Here is a 16931-nt window from a genome sequence, read left to right as displayed (position 1 = left end):
AACCCTTGTGATTGAACCGTCGTGATTGAACCGTCGTGATTGAACCGTCGTGATTGAACCGTCGTGATTGAACCGTCGTGATTAACTAACGCGGTTCGTTCGATTGCTTTCGTCTGAAACGAGCGTAGTCGTTTCCGCCGCAATCCGCACGCAGTTGCGGCCATCGTCTTTTGCCCGGTACAGCGCCTGGTCGGCGCGGGCGATCACCGCCTGCACGTTGACCTCGCCCGGCAGCGTCTGCGCCAGGCCGAAGCTTGCGGTCACCGTCAGCGCTTCGCCGGCCCACGGTACGGGCCGTTCGGCGATCTCCTTGCGCAAGGTTTCGGCCACGCGACGGGCGCCGTGCAGCGGCGTCTCCGGCAGCAGCACCAGGAACTCCTCGCCACCGTACCGGCACTTGAGGTCCGAGCCGCGCAGCACGTCCTTCATGCGCTTGCCGACCGCGCCGAGCACCGCGTCGCCGCACAGGTGGCCGTGGCGATCGTTCACGTCCTTGAAGTGATCCAGGTCGAACATGATCAGCGTTACCGGCGTCTGGCTGCGACGGGCGCGGCGCAGTTCCGCATCGATCACGTCCAGGGAATGGCCGCGCGTGAAGCAGCCGGTCAGCGCGTCGCGCACGCTGTTCTCTTTCACCTCGCGGAACAACTGCGCGTTCTTCACCGACACCGCCAGCAGCGCCGCCGCCGCTTCGAGAATCCGCCGCTTGTCGGCCGGCAACTGGCCCGCCTCGGTCTTCACGCCCAGCACTCCCATGGCGGTGCCGCCGACGATGAGGGGGATGCCGATGGTGCGGGGTGCGCTCAGTTCGGTCGGGGTCTTGTCGGCGCCGGCCAGCAACTGCTCGGCCAGGTCGTCCCACTGCAGCACCTCTTCGGCGCCGCGCGTGTCGCCCGACAGCGCCTGCCATTCATTGCCCTCGCGCACGAGCACCCAGAGCTTGTCGGTGCCGGCCAGTTCGTGCAGGTGCGAGCCAATCGCGATCCGAATCGAATCGAAGTCGAGCGAGCGGCCCAGCGACTGGCCGAACGACACCAGCCGCTCGAGTTCCGCGGCGCGGTGCTGCGCGGCCCGGGTCGCCGCTTCGGCCGCCGCTGCCTTCGCGTGTTCCTGGGCGTTGCGGCGGTATTGGTGGAACAGGAACGCGACCATCAGCAGCGCGAGCGCCGGGATCAGTGTGAGGCCGCTCTGCTTCTCGATCTCGCGCGCGTAGTCGAGCATGCGCGAAATGGGCGAGGAGAAGATGACGATCAGCGCCGTTGTGAGGGCGCCGATGAGCAACAAATCCTGGCGGCCAAACAGCTTCATTGGAACAGGGTCAGTATCCAGTATCCAGTAGCCAGATGCCAGTATCCAGATGCCAGTATCCAGAAGAACTCTTGTCTGGCTACTGGCTACTGGCTACTGGCTACTGGCTACTGGTATAAATGTTCCCCATGAAGACGCTCGCGAAACCCTTCACGATCCTGCTCGGAATTGCCGGGCTGGCTCTGGCCACGACCGTGGCGATTGCCGCCGCCGGTCAGGCTGCGGCTGCGAAGCCGGCGGCTTCGTCCAAGCCCCCAAGCCCCCAAGCCCCCAAGCCCGCTGTAGTTCGCAAGACCGCGCCGCCCTTGCCGGCCATGGGCTTTGCGCCCGTGCGGCCCATGGACGTGGTGCGCGCCACCTACGACTTCGCCGCGCAGCACCCCGAGATCCTGTCGTTCGTGCCGTGCTACTGCGGCTGCGGCGCCGACGGCCACAAGCACAACGAGTCGTGCTTCATCGCCCGTCGCGATGCCAAGGGCAACGTGCTCGAGTGGGACACGCACGGCTTCGGCTGCACCATCTGTATCGATGTCGCCAAGGAGGCCATGCAGATGTACTCGTCGGGCGCCGACGTGGTCTCCATCCGCGCCGCGATCGAGAAGAAGTGGACGCCGGGCAACGCTGCCGGCAAGACTCCCACGCCGTTTCCACCGAAGAAGTAACGGGTGGACGTGTTTCAGGCCGTTCCCGAGGGTGTCTACGTCGGCACGCTCCGAGCGGCCAGCACCGCAACGCTCGCCGCGAATCCCCACCTGAAGGTCATCTTCGGCTACCCACCCGAGACGGCAGAGACGCTCGTTCAGCCGTTCGACAGTTCCCGCTTCGTGGATGCGGAGGCGCGCACCTTGTTCATCGAGCGCCTCGACCGCGACGGCGTCGTCACCGACCACCTGCTGCGCCTGCGCCGCGTGGACGGCGCCCCGATCTGGGTAGAAGTAACGGCAAGTGCCACCTACGCCAGGAGAGCCGGGGCTTCCTTGTCCGCCGGAGCGCATAGCGCGAAGGTGGAAGCCCCGGCTGAGGGCGCGGCTCTCCACATCGAAGCGCTGATCCGCGACGTCAGCGACCGCAAGAAGCTCGACGACCAGTCGCGCGACGGCCGCTACCAGTTGCTGCAGGCCGAGAAGATGGCCGCGCTCGGCCAGACCATTTCCGGCGTCGCCCACGAGCTGAACAACCCGTTGGCCACCATTCTTTCGTGGGCCGAACGGCTCGCCGAACGAAACGTGGACGACAAGACGCGCCAGGGGCTGGAGGTCATACTCGCCGAGTCGGAACGCGCCGCCCGCATTGTGCGCAACCTGCTGACCTTCGCGCGCAAGCGCCAGACCACGCGCGCCATGGTGGACCTGAACCAGGTGGTGCGCGAAACGCTGGCGCTGCGCGCCTACGAACAGAAGGTCAACAACATCCAGGTGGTCGAAGCGCTGGCGAGCGGCTTGCCCGACGTGTTTGCCGACGGCCACCAGATCAAGCAGGTGCTGCTCAACCTCCTCATCAACGCCGAGCAGGCCTGCCTCGGCGCCCACGGCCGCGGCACCATCGTCGTGCGCACCTCGCACGATGCCGATCGCGGCTCCGCCGTGCTCGAGGTGAATGACGATGGGCCGGGGATTGCGGAAGAGCGGCAGGGACGGGTGTTCGACCCGTTTTTTACGACGAAGGAGGTGGGACAGGGCACCGGCCTTGGGTTGACCGTCGCCTACGCGATTGTCAACGAACACAGCGGCCGCATCTGGCTCAGCTCAAGCGGCGTGGGTACCTCGTTCTTCGTGGAGCTGCCGGTGAGCGGCCAGCACCTGAACGCGCCGGCCGCGCGCGCGGCGCAGCAGCCGATCTCGCTCGAAGCGTTCAAGGGCTTGCGCGTGCTGGTGGTGGAAGACGAGCCGGCGCTGGCCGTGGCCGTGTCTGAAGCGCTGGAGGATGCCGGGTTCACCGTCGATCGCGCCGGCGACGGCGAAGAGGGCCTGACCCGCCTCACCGAAGCCAGTTACGACCTGATCGTGTGCGACCTGAAGATGCCGCGCATCGACGGCATGCAGTTCTATCGCGCGATGGCGGCGGCGACGCCGGCGCTGGCGCGGCGCGTCATTTTCGTGACCGGCGATGTCGCCGGCACCGACGCGGAGCGTTTTCTCGAAGAGACCGCGTGCCGCTGGCTCTCCAAGCCTTTCAGGTTGGGCGACTTGCTGCGCGCCGCCCGCGACACGTTGTCCTGATCGACGACCAATACCAATCCCGCTCGCTTCTGAGCCGCATGCGACACGCGCGTATCGGATTCGGGTAAAGAGGCTTTTGCCATTTTGGGTTTCATGATCGCGGCAGCCCCGATCCCTGATCCCTGATCCCCGATCCTTGATCCCTGATCCCCGATCCCTGATCCCTGATCCCCGATCCCTGCCTCGAACGCGGCAAACGCCGCCTTGAGCGCCGCCGAGGCCGCGATCGGCGTGCTCTCGGCGCCCAGGGCGTCGCGCAACCGCTTGATGGCGCGCGCGTGCAACTGCGACACCCGCGATTCGTTGACGCCGAGCTCGGCGCCAATGTCCTTCATGGTCGCTTCGTTGTAGTAGTAGAGCGCGATCACGCGCTGCTCGCGTGCCGGCAGCGTGGCTATGGCGTTGCGGACGCGGCCCTTTACTTCGTCGCGCTCGTACTGCAGGTCGGGGCGCTCGGGTTCGGCCGGCACCATCACCGCGGGCAGTTGCGATTCGTCCACGTTCTCGGCGCTCGAGAAGGGCGAGGTCGATTCAATGGTGTTGATGCGCACGATCGTCTTGCCCAGGCGCTTTTCGTCGGAGCCGATCTCGTTGGCCAGGTCGGCCAGCGAGGGCTCGTGACCAAGCGTCTTGCGCAGCTTCTCGCGCGCGGCCTCGAGCTCGCGCCGCACCCGGCGCACCCCGCGTGGCCAGGCGTCCTTGCGTAGCGCGTCGATCATGGCGCCACGAATACGCCGTTCGGCGAACGTCTCGAACTTGATGCCCCGCGAGTCGTCAAACCGGTGGGCCGCGTCGATCAGGCCGATCACGCCGTCCTGGACCAGGTCGCTCAAGTCGATCGAGTGCGGCATGGTGGCGGCCATGCGCCGGGCCAGGGCTTCCACAAAGGGGATGCCGGCTTCGACGCGCGGATTGGCTTGGCCCGCCGTAGGATTTGCGAGGGCGGATGGGTCAGTCATCGGGGTCATCTCAAGAATCTCCGTTGCCTGCCCTAAGGCAAAGGTGATGCCTGAGCTGTGTCAGGGTGGTCAGCAGCGTGCAGGCTGCCAGCGCTACCGTGCTAAAGACCTTTAATTGCAGTGACTTACACGCATCTGCCCAAGCCGGCATTGTCGAAACTGCGTCTGGTTACACTGCGATCGGCGCCAAAATAATGGCGTTTTACCCGAGCAGTCGGTCATAGAATTGGCGGGCAAAATTTATTTGGTACAGGCACTTACGGTTTTGGTGGATTTGACGAATTTGGGAAGTTGGGTCCAGCAGCGGCTGGACCTCTGAGGGAAGCTCCGGCTTCCGCCTTCGCCAAAGGCTACGGCGGGACAAGAAAGCCGGAGGCTACATCGGAAGGCTACTGGCTACTGGCTACTGGCTATTTGGGATCGGCGACCGTCTGGCGCAGCTCGCGCGAGACGGCCATGGCCTGGAGCGCGGCGCTCACGACCTGCGACGCGCGCGCCTTCTGCGCCGCGTCCTGCGCCTTGGTCTCGAGCAACTCGGCGTGCGCGAGTATCACGCCGAGCTGATTGTTCAGCCGGTGGAGGAGTTCACGAGAATCTTCTCCTGCCATTGCTTGCCTTTGCTCTATCAGGGGCGTTTCGTAGAGGCGCACGTCAGTGCGCCCTACGCCACGGCATTCGGGCTGTTCGGATGCTTGGTGCCATCCGGCTCGCGCCACAACGTATCCACGAAAATCCGGATGCTGCCGCCGGCGGTTCGCAGGTACTCGACCTTGTTCGCCGCGATCCAGTTGTAGATCGTGCGCCGGCTGACACCGACCATCTCGCACGCCTTCATGATGCTGACTGTTTGCCGTTCCACTGGGGTTGCCTCCACAGGGTTGTATCGGACCTTGCCAGCGTGAGATTAGGCGCGCAGCCCTTGACACCTGCGTGCAACCCCGTCAATATTCTGACAATCCATGGCGCACCTGCTGCTCGTCGATGACGAAGAATCGCTGAGAAGTGTTGTAGCAGAACGACTTACGGACCACGGCTTCGACGTCGTCCAGGCCGCCGACGGCGAGTCGGCCCTCAAGGCGCTCGACGGCTTTGCCTTCGACGTCATCGTGTCGGACATGCGCCTGCCGGGCGTGGACGGCCGCCAGGTCATCGACGCCGCCCTCACCCGCTACCCCGGCATCGTCGCCATCGTCGTCACCGGTTACGGGACGGTGAAGGACGCGGTGGACGTCATCAAGCGCGGCGCCGCTGACTTCATCTCCAAGCCGTTCCAGTTCGATGAGTTGTTGCACGTGCTGACCAACGCGCTCGAACAGAAGCGGTTGAAGAGCGAGAACGCGTACCTGCATCGGCAGTTGGACGAGCGGTTCGGGCTGGGGTCGATGGTGGGCAGGAGCGCGGCCATGCGCGCGCTGTTTCAGCTGATCGAGACGGTCGCGCCGACCGCGGCCACTATCTTGATCAACGGCGAAACGGGAACCGGTAAGGAGATGGTCGCGCGGGCGATTCACCAGACCAGCCCGCGGCATCGCGAGCGGTTCGTCGCCATCAACGTCAGCGCGATTCCCGAGGCGCTGCTCGACGCCGAGTTGTTCGGCCACGTGCGCGGCGCGTTCACGGGCGCCGTGGCCATGCGGCAGGGCCGGCTCGAGCAGGCCGACAAGGGCACGCTGTTCCTGGATGAAGTGGGCACCATGCCCATGGCGCTGCAGATGAAGATGCTGCGCGTGCTGCAGGAGCGCGAGTTCGAGCGCATTGGCGACAACCGTACCGTCAAGGTGGATGTTCGCATTGTCGCGGCGACGAATGCGGACCTGCTGAAGATGGTGAAGGACGGGACGTTCCGCGAGGACCTGTACTACCGCCTGAACGTGATCGCCGTGCAACTGACGCCGCTACGCGAACGCCCTGACGACATCCCGCCTCTGGTGCAAAACTTCCTGCGGAAGTTTTCTGATCGGGAACCGGGAACCGGGAACCGGGAGTCGGGCGGTTCGCGACTCCCGACTCCCACCTCCGCTAAAGCTTCGGCGGACAGGCCCGACTCCCGACTCCCGACCGTCTCTCAAGAAGCCATGAGACGTCTAATGGCTCATCCCTGGCCCGGCAACGTGCGCCAACTCGAAAACGCCATCGAGCGGGCGCTGGCCATGCTGGGCGGCCGCACGCAGATCGAGGTGGCCGACCTGCCGCCCGACCTGCAACTGGCGGAGCCGGAAACCGTCACGCCGTCGGTCGACCTGCCCGAGGGCGGCATCGACCTGCCGGCGATGATCGCGCAGATCGAGAAGGGCCTGATCGATCGCGCCCTGGCCCGCACGGCGCAAAATCGCGGCGCCGCCGCCCGTTTGCTCGGACTCAAGCGAACAACCCTCGTCGAAAAACTCAAGCGCATGTAGAGGCGGGTCTTCAGATGTGGCGTCCGGCTTTCTTGTCCGCCGAAGCCTTGGCGAAGGCGGAAGCCGGACCATTGAGCACACAAAGTGAGGGCATCGCCGGCGGCGGCCGCTCGTCATTCGCTTCCGTGCTCTCTTCGCGACGGCTATCAACTCGCAGCTCAGGGCGGGCTACGTTCCCCTTCGCAGCGAGTTGTCAGTAAGTAACCTGTCCGCCGGGCTCTGCCCGGCTCTCGCCGGCTACGTTCGCACTCCAGCGAACGACGAGCGGCCGCCTCCGGTAGGCGGTGAGCATCACGCAGCGAGGGCGTCGCTGCGAAAAAAGAGTACTGACGGTGCGTTTTATTGAGCGCTACCCAGCGAATTTTTTCGCAGCGATGCCCTCGCTGCGTGTGCGAACTGATGCTCAGCTGCGTCGGATCACCTGGTCCGTGAATACCGTCACATCCTTCGCCTGCTGCAGCAACAAATCCACCGGCGTCGTGCGCTGTGTGCGCGACAACGCGGCTTGCAGCACGGGCAGCTTGCGCGGACCGACGGCGATCAGCCAGACCTTCTTGGTGCGCAGCACGAACGGCAGCGACAAGGTGAGCCGGCGCGGTGGGGGCTTAGGCGCGTCTTCGACGGCGACCACGCGCAGGTCGTCGACCATCAGGGCGCGATGGCCTGGGAAGAGCGAGCAGATGTGGCCGTCTTCGCCGACGCCCAGCAGCGCCAGGTCGAGGCCGCCGCTCTTCAGCTCGCGCGCGAGGACGGCGTCGTACTTCATGGCGGCGGTGCCCAGGCTCGACATGCCGGGGCGGTCGAGCGAGGCATCAAAGGCCATCCGAAACGCTTTCGGGGCCTTGTCGCCGAGCGGGTCCAGCAGCATCCGCTGGGCGACGCCGTAGTTACTGTCGGGGTCTTCGGGCGGCACGGCGCGCTCGTCCGCCCAGAACAGCGAGATGCGCGACCAGTCCACGTTGGCGTTTTTCAGGGCGCCCAGGAAGATCAGCGCGGTGGTCCCACCAGATAGAGCGCACGTGCGCGTGGCACCCCCCACATCTTCCTTGTCCGCCGTAGCGCCCTGCGCGGAGGTGGAACCAGCCCAGCGTTCGAACGCCTCGGTCAGACGCGGGCGCAACTCGTCGATCCGGGCGACCACCAACTCCATTCCGAGTTAGCATACTTCGTAGATCATTCGATCGGTCACCCGTTCACCAGATCGCGAGATCGCAAGATTCGATCGTCAAATCACCAAATCACCAAATCACCAGATCGCGAGATCACCCCATGCCCCCCCGCTACGTCTACTGGACCATCATCGTTGACGGCCAGCCAACCGCCTTCCGGTCCGGTTCCCTCGAAGACATCATGCCGACCTTCAACCGCTTGAAGGAGAAGCAGCCGAACGCCGAGCTCAAGTGGTTCCAGAATGGCCAGCTCTGGCCGTCGCGCCACGACGCGCAGGACTTCATGCGCGCGCGCGGCGAGCGCGGCCGCGCCAAGGATCCGCGGCAGTCCGCCTCCGCTGAAGAACGCCCCTGGAACGCCAAGCCGGAGTGGAAGACCCGCTCGACGTTCTCAGCGAAATCCGACAAGCCGCGCGTGAATCGCGACACTCCCGCTGGTGAGCGCCCCGCGTGGGTCCCGAAGAGCGCTGCACCGAAGAAAGATGTAGCCTCCGGCTTTCCTGTCCGCCGTAGCCTTGGCGAAGGTGGAAGCCGGAGTTCGGGCGACAAGCCGGCGCCCCGAGCCTCAAGCTGGGGCGAGGGCGAAGACAGGCCCGCCGGCCAGGCCCGTAGCGACCGCAAACCCGAGTGGAAGCCCAAGGGCGCGTTCAAGCCCAAGGAGGCCGGTCATGCCTCCGGCTGGGGCGAGAAGCCTGGTTGGAAACCGAAGGGCGACGCGGGCGGTAAGCCCGAGTGGAAGCCGAAGACACCAGGAGGGCGGCCCTTTACGGGCCGCCGTGAAGAGACGTCGTCGGCTGATAAACCCGAATGGAAACCTAAGGGCACGTTCAAGCCCAAGGAAGAAGGCCACCGGCCTCCCCCCTACGCCAAGGCTACGGGGGGCAAGTCCGCGCGCGATCAGGCGCGTTCGTCGTTCCGTCCCAAGTCGTTCACGCCCAAGGTCGATGATGGGCGCACGCGAGCCTCGCGCGTGCAGAGCCGCAACGACAAGCTCGAATGGCAACCGAAGGGTTCCGCCCCTCGCCCTGACGGTCCCAATTCTGGCTTCGCCAAGAGCGATCCCGACGCGCCGAAACGGAAATGGGTGCCGAAAGCGGACTACAAGAAGTCGCTCGGCATCGAGGCCAAGCGTGACGACAAGTGGCGTCCGGGCGGCGAGCACAAGGACCCGAAGCAGAAGTACAAGGACGCGAAGAAGGCGAAGTGGACCAAGTTCAAGGCCAACATCCGCGCCCGCTCGACCAAGCCGCGTAAGCCCAAGGACGAGTAGTGATTGCTCATGTAGTGCTGCTGAAGCTCCACACCTCCTTGAGCTCGGACGATCGCGAAGCGCTGCTCGAAGCCATGCGCGTCGCCTTCACCGGCATCCCCGAGATCAAGCGCGTACGCATCGGCAAGCGGATCCTGATAGGCCGGGGCTATGAAACACAAATGGCCGCGCACTTTGAGTACGCGGCCATCATCGAGTTCGATTCCGAAGCGGAGCTACGCGTCTACCTGGACCACCCTCAGCATCAGGAGCTCGGCCGGCGCTTCTTCGAGTCGGCCGACGCCGCCCTCGTCTACGATTACACCCTGGTCGACGCGGAGCACGTCAGGGACTTGGTGTAGATAGCGGCCCTCACGGGGCGCGGGCGGTTGTGGTAGAGCTATATTGACCTTGTATTTATGGCACTGAAATCCATAATTACAAGGATGATAATCCGGCGCGTGGGCCATCGCCTGAAGGAACTGGTCGACAGCTATCCGGCTGTTGGCTGGCGGTGTGGAGCAGCCTCTGCGGGTCGCGCCCGATCAGCGTGTTCGAGCCATGGGTGATCGTGACGGGCCGTTCGGTGTTGTCACGCACCGTCAGGCACGCGGCGCTCGAGCAGTTGCGCCTCCATGCCGACCATGATGGCCGCCGTCTGCTGCGCATGCGTGCCGGAGCCCACGTTCAGGTTGACGTCCGGCACCGGCAACTCCAGTTGGGTGAACAACCGGCCCGACATGGCCTCGTCGTCGTGTTGTCCGGTGTGGACCAGCGCTTGCGCCACGCCGGGGATGCTCATGTGGAGATCAGGCGGCGAACCCGACCGGGTTCGGGTGTTGGCTTCACGCGTCAGGGTTCTCGCCGCCGAAGGCGCGCTTGATCGTGCGCAGGATCCCCGGGTTCTTGCGCACATCGTCCAACTGCTCGAGCAGCGCCAGTGCTTCCGAAATGGTCGAGACCGGGCGGACGCCCAGGCGCTTGGCGCCGGCCGGCACATCTTTCATGTGGCCGTGCCACACCAGGATCACCTTGGCTTTTGATTCCACCGCGATGTCGAGGCAGTTCTCGGGGCGATCGTCCACGAACGCGTCGAGGTGCAGCGCGTCGGCGATCTTGCCGCGCGAGCGGTGTACCACCATCACGCTGGGATAGCGAAAGCCGTGCGCATCGAGCCAGCGTTGCGACTGCAGTTGCGTCATCTCGCCGGCCGTTGACGGCCGCGTCGTCAGGAAGATGATCTCCCACTGCCGTTCCGAGGCGAGCTTGGCGATGCGGGCGATAACCCCGGGCTCGAGCTCGGGAAGCGTCGTCCAGAAGTTCGCGATTTTTTTGACGTGATCCCATAGCTGCATCTGCTGGCGCGCCGTCAGGTGCAGTTCGTCCATGGCCAGCGTGCCGGTGCTGTCTTCGGGCTCCGGGGCCACGGCGCCATCGGCACCCGCGGGGCTGGCCGGCGCCCGTTTGTACGCCGACTTGGCGAGCGTTTCTTCGCCGAACAGCTTCAGCGCCTCCACGTGGAGCGCGGAGTACATGTCGGCAACGGTGCCGTCGAGATCGAATCCAATTCTGAGCGGCATCTACATCTTCCCCAGAAGCACTTTAGGCACCTTAGGCACGTTAGGCACGTTAGGCACCTTAGGCACTTTGCGTTACTCCCCTTGCCTGTGCGTGGTGTTGCAGAAACCAATCGTAAGTGCCTTCAATGCCTTCGCCAAGCGACGTGCGATGGCGCCACCCCAGCGCGTGCAACCGTGAGACGTCCAAAAGCTTCCGCGGGGTCCCGTCGGGCTTGGTCGTGTCGTAGACGATGGTGGCGGTAGGGTGGACGATGCGGCAGACGAGGCTGGCGAGGTCGGCGATGGAGATTTCCTCGCCGGTGCCGACGTTCAGGTGCATGGCGTCGCTGTAGCGTTGCATCAGGAACACGCAGGCGTCGGCCAGGTCATCCACGTGCAGGAACTCGCGACGCGGCGAGCCGGTGCCCCAGATCGTCACGTCCTTGCGCCCTTCCACTTTTGCGCCGTGGAACTTTCGGATCATTGCCGGCAGCACGTGCGAGCTGGTCAGGTCGAAGTTGTCCCTCGGCCCATACAGGTTCGTCGGCATGGCCGAGATGAAGTCGCTGCCGTACTGCGTGCGGTACGCCTGGCACAGCTTGATGCCGGCGATCTTCGCGATCGCGTACGACTCGTTGGTAGGCTCGAGCACCCCGGTCAGCAGTGCTTCTTCGGGCATGGGCTGCGGAGCGTTGCGTGGGTAGATGCACGAGCTGCCGAGATACAGCAGTTTCTTCGCGCCGAACAGGTGTGCCGAGTGCACCACCGTGGCGTGAATCATCATGTTGTCGTAGATGAACTCTGCGGGCCGCGTCTGGTTGGCCATGATCCCGCCCACCGTGCCGGCGACCAGGTAGATGAACTCGGGGCGGTTGGCGCGGAACCAGTAGTTCACCGCCGCCTGGTCGCGCAGGTCCAGTTGGTCGCGCGTCGCGGTCAGGATGGTGGTGTAGCCGAGGTGTTCGAGACGGCGGACGACGGCCGATCCCACCAGGCCGCGGTGGCCTGCCACGAACACTCGCGAATTGGGTGTCATCTCTGCCATTGGGGAACCGTCTACCACGCTAACATTTGCACAAGTGCCGCCTTGGCGGTTGCGGCATCTGCATGGCTCAGCCGGCCCAGCACGCCGCGTATCAACTGATTATCTAGCGTGAACAGCTTCCAGCGAATAACCGAGGCGGCGGGCAGTCCGGCGGCGTCCAGGTCGCCGATCGGGCAATCAAGTGGCCACGGGGCGTGGGTCGCGGAGGTGATCATCGCCATCACCGAGTGACCGGAAGGCTGGTTGAAGGCTGCGGTTGCTGAAACGACCAATGCCGGCCGGTTTTTCGAGGTCTGGCGATCGGTGAAGGGAAAGGGGACGCGGACCACGTCCAGGGGTTCAAAGGTCACTGTAGGCCGCCTCGTCCTCCTGGCTCGACCATTCGCCTAACGTGCCCTCGACGCCCCGCAAATAGGCGAGATCGAGGGGTTCGACGCGGCGCACCGTGGCACCGCCCTTGTCGTCGGTCTCCCAAAGCAGCAGGTCACCTGGCTTGATCTCGAGCGCCACGCGGACCTCCTGCGGGATGGTCGTCTGGCCCTTCGCCGTCACTTTAGCAATTGTTGACATGCCGCCTCGGTAAGGATGCCTTACTTCCTTACATTACTACGATCCTTCATCTTTGCCCTAACGACAATAAAGTCAGGGTGAGCCCGGCGGTGACGGTGTCGTTCGCCGACCTGGCGCGCATCGAGCGCGAGACCCAGAAGCGGTTCATTATCGGCAAGGCCATCGCGGTGGAACTCGCGGCCGGAGCCGGAGTCATCCTGGGGATGTTCGCGATTGCGATGCAGATGGATTAGTAGTCGTTCTCCGAAAGATGGGTGTCCGTTGGGATGTCGCGGGTGGCGGTCTTGCCGAGCAGCTCTTCGTAGCGCTCTGCCGGAATGGCGCCCGTGCCGGGGCGCTTCACCCACAGGTTCTGCGTGGTAAACGCCTCGCCGGCCTTGACCGGCTGAATGGTGACCACCGTCGCGAACGCGAAGTCCATGGTCACCTGCTCTTCCTTCACCGGCCCCTTGGTGCCGCCCAGTTCTGCGTGCAGCGTGTGCGCGGCCTCGATCAGCTCGCGGCAGTGCACTTCGTCCATCGAGCAGACGATGTCGGGACCCACGCGGTACATGTGATCGGTGAAGTGGCGCTCGACGATCGAGGCGCCGAGCGCCATGGCGCCAATGCAGGCAATGTTGTCGGTGGTGTGATCCGACAGGCCGATCACCACGTTGGGGAACGCCTTACCCAGTTCCACCATGGCGCCCAGGCGCACCAAGCTCGGCGGCGTGGGATACAGGTTGGTGGTGTGGAGCAACGCGCACGGCGTACCGGCCTGCTCGAAGATAGCAACGGCCTTGGCCACGCTCGCGATGGTGTTCATGCCCGTGCTGAGAATGGTGGGCTTGCCGAACGAGGCAATGTGCTTGAGCAACGGGTAGTTGTTGCACTCGCCCGATCCGATCTTGTACGCGGCCACGTTCATGCGTTCGAGGCGATCCGCCGCCGCGCGCGAGAAGGGCGTGCTCATGAAGACCATGCCCTTCGACTCGACATACGCCTTCAGCGCCCGCTCATCGTCTTCAGACAGCGCGCACCGCCGCATGATCTCGTAGATCGAGACGGTGGCATTGCCCGGCACCACCTGCTTCGCCGCCCCGCTCATCTCGTCTTCGACGACGTGCGTCTGGTGCTTGACGACTTCGACCCCGGCGCGCGCTGCGGCATCCACCATCTCGCGCGCCACTTCGAGGCTGCCCTCGTGGTTGATGCCAATCTCGGCCACGACAAGCGGCACATGTGCGGGGCCGACCTTGCGGCCGCCGATGGTGATTTCTAGGGTCACGGTTGATTGATTCTATCGCTGAGGCGTCGCGCGTGGGGGTATGGCTCTCCGTTCGCTCTCCCTCGCCGGTCAAATCTCCCGCGGCGCATTAAGCGCAGAGCGAAGCATATAGTGCAAAGCAGACGCCTGCGTAGCCTCTGGTCGATTTGTCGGTCAAAAGCGCTTCGTCGGCTCAGTCGAACGCTCACTGCGAGCCACACCCCCACGCGCGACGCCGTAACCATCGGCGGCCGGTCGCTGTTCGCTGGAGCACGAGCGGAAGTCGGCGGGAGCCGGGGCGATCGATTTTTGTTTGGACAGAGGGTATCAAGGGCGCCCCGGCGGGCAGGTTTGTTACAGACAACCTCGCGGCGAAGGCGAGGAGCGTCAGTCAGGCCTGAGCTGCGAGTTGTCAGCCGTCTGGAGCGAGTGCGGAGGCGAATAGCGACCAGCCGGCGCGGCGCAGTCCGCCTAAAGGCGGACACCACATCTGAAGAAGTTGTCGATGAGCGTTTCGACTTCGGCGATCGACTTCGCCGAGTTGATGCCGATGCGGAACTGCCCGCCGCCCTCGAAGCCCTTGGTGTACCACGTGCACAGCGCGCGCAGTTTGTTGACCACCCACCGTTCCTTGCTGGCCTCGGCCCGCGGCGGAGTCGATTGCACCACCAGGTGGCGAAACCCCTCCTGCTCGCCCTTCTCGTCGGCCAGCAGCAACTGCATGTAGTCGAGCAGGAACTGGCCGCGCTCTTCGTCCGTGATCTGGCGGGCCGGGCGCCCGGCCATCAGGTCGCGCGCCTGGGCGAGAATCCACGGGTTGCGCAGCACGCCGCGGCCCACGAAGACGCCGCTCACGCCACTCTGCATGCGGGTCACGATGTCTTCGGGCTCGACGCAATCACCCGACCCGAACACCGGAATACTGACCGAGCGGGCAATGCCGGCAACGACGTCCCAGTCGGCGGAACCGCTGTAGCTTTGCTTCGCGGTGCGCCCGTGCACAGCAATCGCCGCCGCCCCCGCCGCTTCCACGCGCTTTGCCAACTCCGGCGCGTTCACCTCCCCATCGTCCCACCCCTTGCGCATCTTGACGGTGACGGGGATCTTCACCGCGCGCGTCATGGCGGCAATGATCTCGGCGGCGTGCTGCGGTTCGCGCATCAGGCTGCAGCCGGCGTTGTGCTTGGCGATTTTGGGGACGGGGCAGCCCATGTTCACGTCCACGATGTTCGCGCCCATGGCTTCTACGACGCGCGCGGCCTCGGCCATTTTCGCGGGCTCGCCGCCGAAAATCTGGATGGAGACCGGACGCTCTTCTTCGGTGTACTCGGCGTACTCGAGCGTGCGATCGATGCCGCGAATCAGGCCCTCGCTGCTGACCATTTCCGACACCACGAGCCCGCAGCCGCCCTGGCGCTTGACCAGGCGGCGAAACGCCGTGTCGGTCATGCCCGCCATGGGCGAGACGACAAACGGTGAGTCGAGTTCGATGTTGCCGATCTTCATGTCAGTAGCCAGTAGTCAGTAGCCGGTAGCCAGATGCCAGATGAACTCATGCCTTTCTGGCTACTGGCTACTGGCCTCTGGCTACTTCAAGAGTCAGTACGGTTTGACATCCGACGCGTCGACTTCGACAGCCACGGCCTGGCCAATCAAATCCACCGAGAGCACGAGCCGCGCGTGGGCGCCCTTGCGGACCAGGCGGCCGACCACGCCGCGCAGCGGGCCGTGCGTGACCTTCACCATGTCCCCTTCCTTGATCAGCGGAACGGGATCGTACGCCAACTCGCTTTCGACCAGCGTGCGGATGCTCTCGATTTCCTCATCCGGGATCGACGACAACATCCCGTTGTTGCTGATGATCTGGACGACGCCGTCAACCTTCAGGACGCCGATGCGTTCGTCGGGGACGAAGCGGGCGAAAACGTAGCCGGGGAACAACGGCCAGTCGATCTTCTTCTTGCGATCTTTCCAGTGGCTCCACTTGCCGATGGTCGGCAGGAAGACCTCAACGGATTTCTTGAGGAGCTGGTCGCGGACCTGTTTCTCGTGCCGCGACCGCGTCCACAGCGCGAACCAACTGGGATCCACGTTATTGCGTAACGGTACCGCGAAGGGTCTTGATGCCGATGTCGTAGGCCTTCTTCAGGTCGTCGTTTTTCCAGTCGATGATGGCCTCGCCGCGCAGCCGTTCGAGAAACTTGTCGAACTCGACCTTGCGCTTGTCGTTCGCGATCTTGTCGGCAATCTCGTTCTTGGCGTCGTCGAACGGCTTGGTGGTGGAATCCTGGAGCTTCTCGATCTTCACCACCTGGTAGCCGCGCGCGGTGCGCAGCACGGGCGTCACGCCGCCGTCCTTGAGGCCGGCAATGGCGTTCTGCAGGTCTTCGGAGAGGTCGGTCCTGCTGAGCGGGCCGACCAGGCCGCCGTTGGCCTTGGAGCCCGAATCGGAGTACTCGGCGGCCAGGCGCGGGAACGGCTCGCCGGCGATAATCTTCGCGCGCACCTCTTCAGCCTTCGCCTTCGCGTCATCGTCCTTGCCGACGTTGATGCCCTGCGGATCAACGGGCACCGCCACGGTGATTTCGCGCAGCGTCACCTGCGGGGTGGTGCCGAACTCGTTCTGGTGGCCGTCGTAGTAGGCCTTGAGCTCGGTGTCGGTGACCTGCAGCTTCGACATCACTTCCTGCTGCTGCACACGCTGCACGAGCGAGGTGCGTTCGAGCTGCCGGCGCAGGTCGGCCATGGTCATGCCTTCCTGCTTGAGCGCCGCGGTCAGCGCCTCGTCGGACTCGATCTTGTTCTCTTTCTTGATGTTCTCGAGAATGCTGTTGAACTGCTCGGTCGACATCGTGAAGCCGAGTTCCTTGCCGCGCTGCACGACCAGCAGCTCGTCAACCGCATCGACAATCACCTGCGGCGTCACTTCGGTCAGCGCCTTCTGCAAGGCCGCATCGCTGTCGGGGCGCAAGTTCGGATTCAACTGCCGCAGCGCGGCAACCTGCCTCTGCTCGAGCTCGGTCTTGGTAACGATTTCGCCGTTCACCTTGACGAGCACCTGTTCGAGGATGGTTCCTTCGACTCGCTGGCTGCCGGCCTGGCCGGCAACCCGCTCGCTCAGGACAGGTCCCACCAATGCCAGAAACACCGCCACGGTCGTGGTTTTCTTCATATGACTAAACATCAATTCTAGCGTGGAAAGGGGAGG

At 64.4% G+C, this 16931-nt stretch carries 18 protein-coding genes and 2 pseudogenes; 6 read left to right on the top strand and 14 right to left on the bottom strand.

Annotated elements, in window-relative coordinates:
* Positions 1 to 81 precede the first annotated feature (81 nt).
* Complete coding sequence (locus Q8T13_08135) at positions 82 to 1308, bottom strand: diguanylate cyclase (GenBank protein ID MDP3717714.1); 1227 nt, start codon at positions 1306 to 1308, stop codon at positions 82 to 84.
* Between the two features lie 128 nt (positions 1309 to 1436).
* Between Q8T13_08135 and Q8T13_08130 the strand changes: the two genes are divergently transcribed.
* The gene (locus Q8T13_08130) at positions 1437 to 1970 is read left to right on the top strand and encodes a PCYCGC motif-containing (lipo)protein (protein MDP3717713.1); all 534 of its coding nucleotides are present in this window, start codon (positions 1437 to 1439) and stop codon (positions 1968 to 1970) included.
* Positions 1971 to 1973: 3 nt separating this feature from the next.
* A complete protein-coding gene (locus tag Q8T13_08125; GenBank protein ID MDP3717712.1) occupies positions 1974 to 3527 on the top strand; it encodes a response regulator in 1554 nt (517 codons plus the stop codon).
* A 257-nt stretch (positions 3528 to 3784) separates the two neighbouring features.
* Here Q8T13_08125 and Q8T13_08120 read toward each other — a convergent pair.
* The 3 genes and pseudogenes from Q8T13_08120 to Q8T13_08110 all read right to left on the bottom strand — a co-directional run bounded on the left by Q8T13_08120 (position 3785) and on the right by Q8T13_08110 (position 5345).
* A pseudogene (locus Q8T13_08120) lies at positions 3785 to 4486 on the bottom strand (FliA/WhiG family RNA polymerase sigma factor).
* 410 nt (positions 4487 to 4896) lie between these two features.
* Positions 4897 to 5094 carry a hypothetical protein gene (locus Q8T13_08115; protein MDP3717711.1) on the bottom strand — a complete coding sequence of 66 codons (198 nt, stop codon included), beginning with the start codon at positions 5092 to 5094 and terminating at the stop codon, positions 4897 to 4899.
* Positions 5095 to 5147: 53 nt separating this feature from the next.
* Entirely contained in the window at positions 5148 to 5345 is a 198-nt protein-coding gene (locus Q8T13_08110; GenBank protein MDP3717710.1) for a helix-turn-helix domain-containing protein, read from the bottom strand.
* A gap of 100 nt (positions 5346 to 5445) precedes the next feature.
* Between Q8T13_08110 and Q8T13_08105 the strand changes: the two genes are divergently transcribed.
* Entirely contained in the window at positions 5446 to 6885 is a 1440-nt protein-coding gene (locus Q8T13_08105) for a sigma-54 dependent transcriptional regulator (protein ID MDP3717709.1), read from the top strand.
* Positions 6886 to 7288: 403 nt separating this feature from the next.
* Here Q8T13_08105 and pgl read toward each other — a convergent pair whose 3' ends face one another.
* Positions 7289 to 8035 carry a 6-phosphogluconolactonase gene (pgl, locus tag Q8T13_08100; protein MDP3717708.1) on the bottom strand — a complete coding sequence of 249 codons (747 nt, stop codon included), beginning with the start codon at positions 8033 to 8035 and terminating at the stop codon, positions 7289 to 7291.
* Between the two features lie 119 nt (positions 8036 to 8154).
* Here pgl and Q8T13_08095 point away from each other — a divergent pair, with 119 nt between their 5' ends.
* Both Q8T13_08095 and Q8T13_08090 read left to right on the top strand, forming a co-directional pair.
* The gene (locus Q8T13_08095; GenBank protein MDP3717707.1) at positions 8155 to 9324 is read left to right on the top strand and encodes a hypothetical protein; all 1170 of its coding nucleotides are present in this window, start codon (positions 8155 to 8157) and stop codon (positions 9322 to 9324) included.
* Positions 9324 to 9665: a Dabb family protein gene (locus Q8T13_08090; protein ID MDP3717706.1), complete on the top strand. Its 342-nt coding sequence runs from the start codon at positions 9324 to 9326 to the stop codon at positions 9663 to 9665. Before Q8T13_08095 ends, Q8T13_08090 begins: the two co-directional genes overlap by 1 nt.
* 248 nt (positions 9666 to 9913) lie before the next feature.
* Here Q8T13_08090 and Q8T13_08085 read toward each other — a convergent pair.
* From Q8T13_08085 to Q8T13_08065, 5 genes and pseudogenes are all read right to left on the bottom strand, one after another.
* Positions 9914 to 10105: pseudogene (locus tag Q8T13_08085) on the bottom strand (UDP-N-acetylglucosamine 2-epimerase).
* A gap of 43 nt (positions 10106 to 10148) precedes the next feature.
* Positions 10149 to 10883: a hypothetical protein gene (locus Q8T13_08080; GenBank protein ID MDP3717705.1), complete on the bottom strand. Its 735-nt coding sequence runs from the start codon at positions 10881 to 10883 to the stop codon at positions 10149 to 10151.
* Between the two features lie 58 nt (positions 10884 to 10941).
* Complete coding sequence (locus Q8T13_08075) at positions 10942 to 11907, bottom strand: GDP-L-fucose synthase (protein MDP3717704.1); 966 nt, start codon at positions 11905 to 11907, stop codon at positions 10942 to 10944.
* Positions 11908 to 11918: 11 nt separating this feature from the next.
* A complete protein-coding gene (locus tag Q8T13_08070) occupies positions 11919 to 12257 on the bottom strand; it encodes a type II toxin-antitoxin system PemK/MazF family toxin (protein MDP3717703.1) in 339 nt (112 codons plus the stop codon).
* Positions 12247 to 12477, bottom strand: coding sequence for an AbrB/MazE/SpoVT family DNA-binding domain-containing protein (locus Q8T13_08065; GenBank protein MDP3717702.1), 231 nt, complete (start codon positions 12475 to 12477; stop codon positions 12247 to 12249). The genes Q8T13_08070 and Q8T13_08065 overlap by 11 nt, the downstream gene beginning before the upstream one ends.
* 77 nt (positions 12478 to 12554) lie before the next feature.
* Here Q8T13_08065 and Q8T13_08060 point away from each other — a divergent pair, with 77 nt between their 5' ends.
* Positions 12555 to 12710, top strand: a complete 156-nt coding sequence (locus Q8T13_08060) for a hypothetical protein (protein MDP3717701.1) — start codon at positions 12555 to 12557, stop codon at positions 12708 to 12710.
* Here the strand turns inward: Q8T13_08060 and Q8T13_08055 are convergent.
* The 4 genes from Q8T13_08055 to Q8T13_08040 all read right to left on the bottom strand — a co-directional run bounded on the left by Q8T13_08055 (position 12707) and on the right by Q8T13_08040 (position 16895).
* The gene (locus tag Q8T13_08055; GenBank protein MDP3717700.1) at positions 12707 to 13744 is read right to left on the bottom strand and encodes an N-acetylneuraminate synthase family protein; all 1038 of its coding nucleotides are present in this window, start codon (positions 13742 to 13744) and stop codon (positions 12707 to 12709) included. The genes Q8T13_08060 and Q8T13_08055 overlap by 4 nt on opposite strands.
* A gap of 450 nt (positions 13745 to 14194) precedes the next feature.
* Positions 14195 to 15229 (bottom strand): tRNA dihydrouridine synthase DusB, encoded by a 1035-nt coding sequence (gene dusB / locus Q8T13_08050; protein MDP3717699.1) that lies wholly within the window; start codon positions 15227 to 15229, stop codon positions 14195 to 14197.
* Positions 15230 to 15322: 93 nt separating this feature from the next.
* Positions 15323 to 15814: a UpxY family transcription antiterminator gene (locus Q8T13_08045; protein ID MDP3717698.1), complete on the bottom strand. Its 492-nt coding sequence runs from the start codon at positions 15812 to 15814 to the stop codon at positions 15323 to 15325.
* Between the two features lies 1 nt (position 15815).
* Positions 15816 to 16895 carry a peptidyl-prolyl cis-trans isomerase gene (locus Q8T13_08040; GenBank protein ID MDP3717697.1) on the bottom strand — a complete coding sequence of 360 codons (1080 nt, stop codon included), beginning with the start codon at positions 16893 to 16895 and terminating at the stop codon, positions 15816 to 15818.
* Positions 16896 to 16931: the final 36 nt, after the last annotated feature.

It is taken from the genome of Acidobacteriota bacterium (assembly GCA_030697165.1).
Taxonomy (GTDB): domain Bacteria; phylum Acidobacteriota; class Vicinamibacteria; order Vicinamibacterales; family UBA2999; genus 12-FULL-67-14b.
The sequence above is the reverse complement of the archived record's forward strand: the minus strand, read 5'-3'. Positions and strand labels throughout refer to the sequence as shown.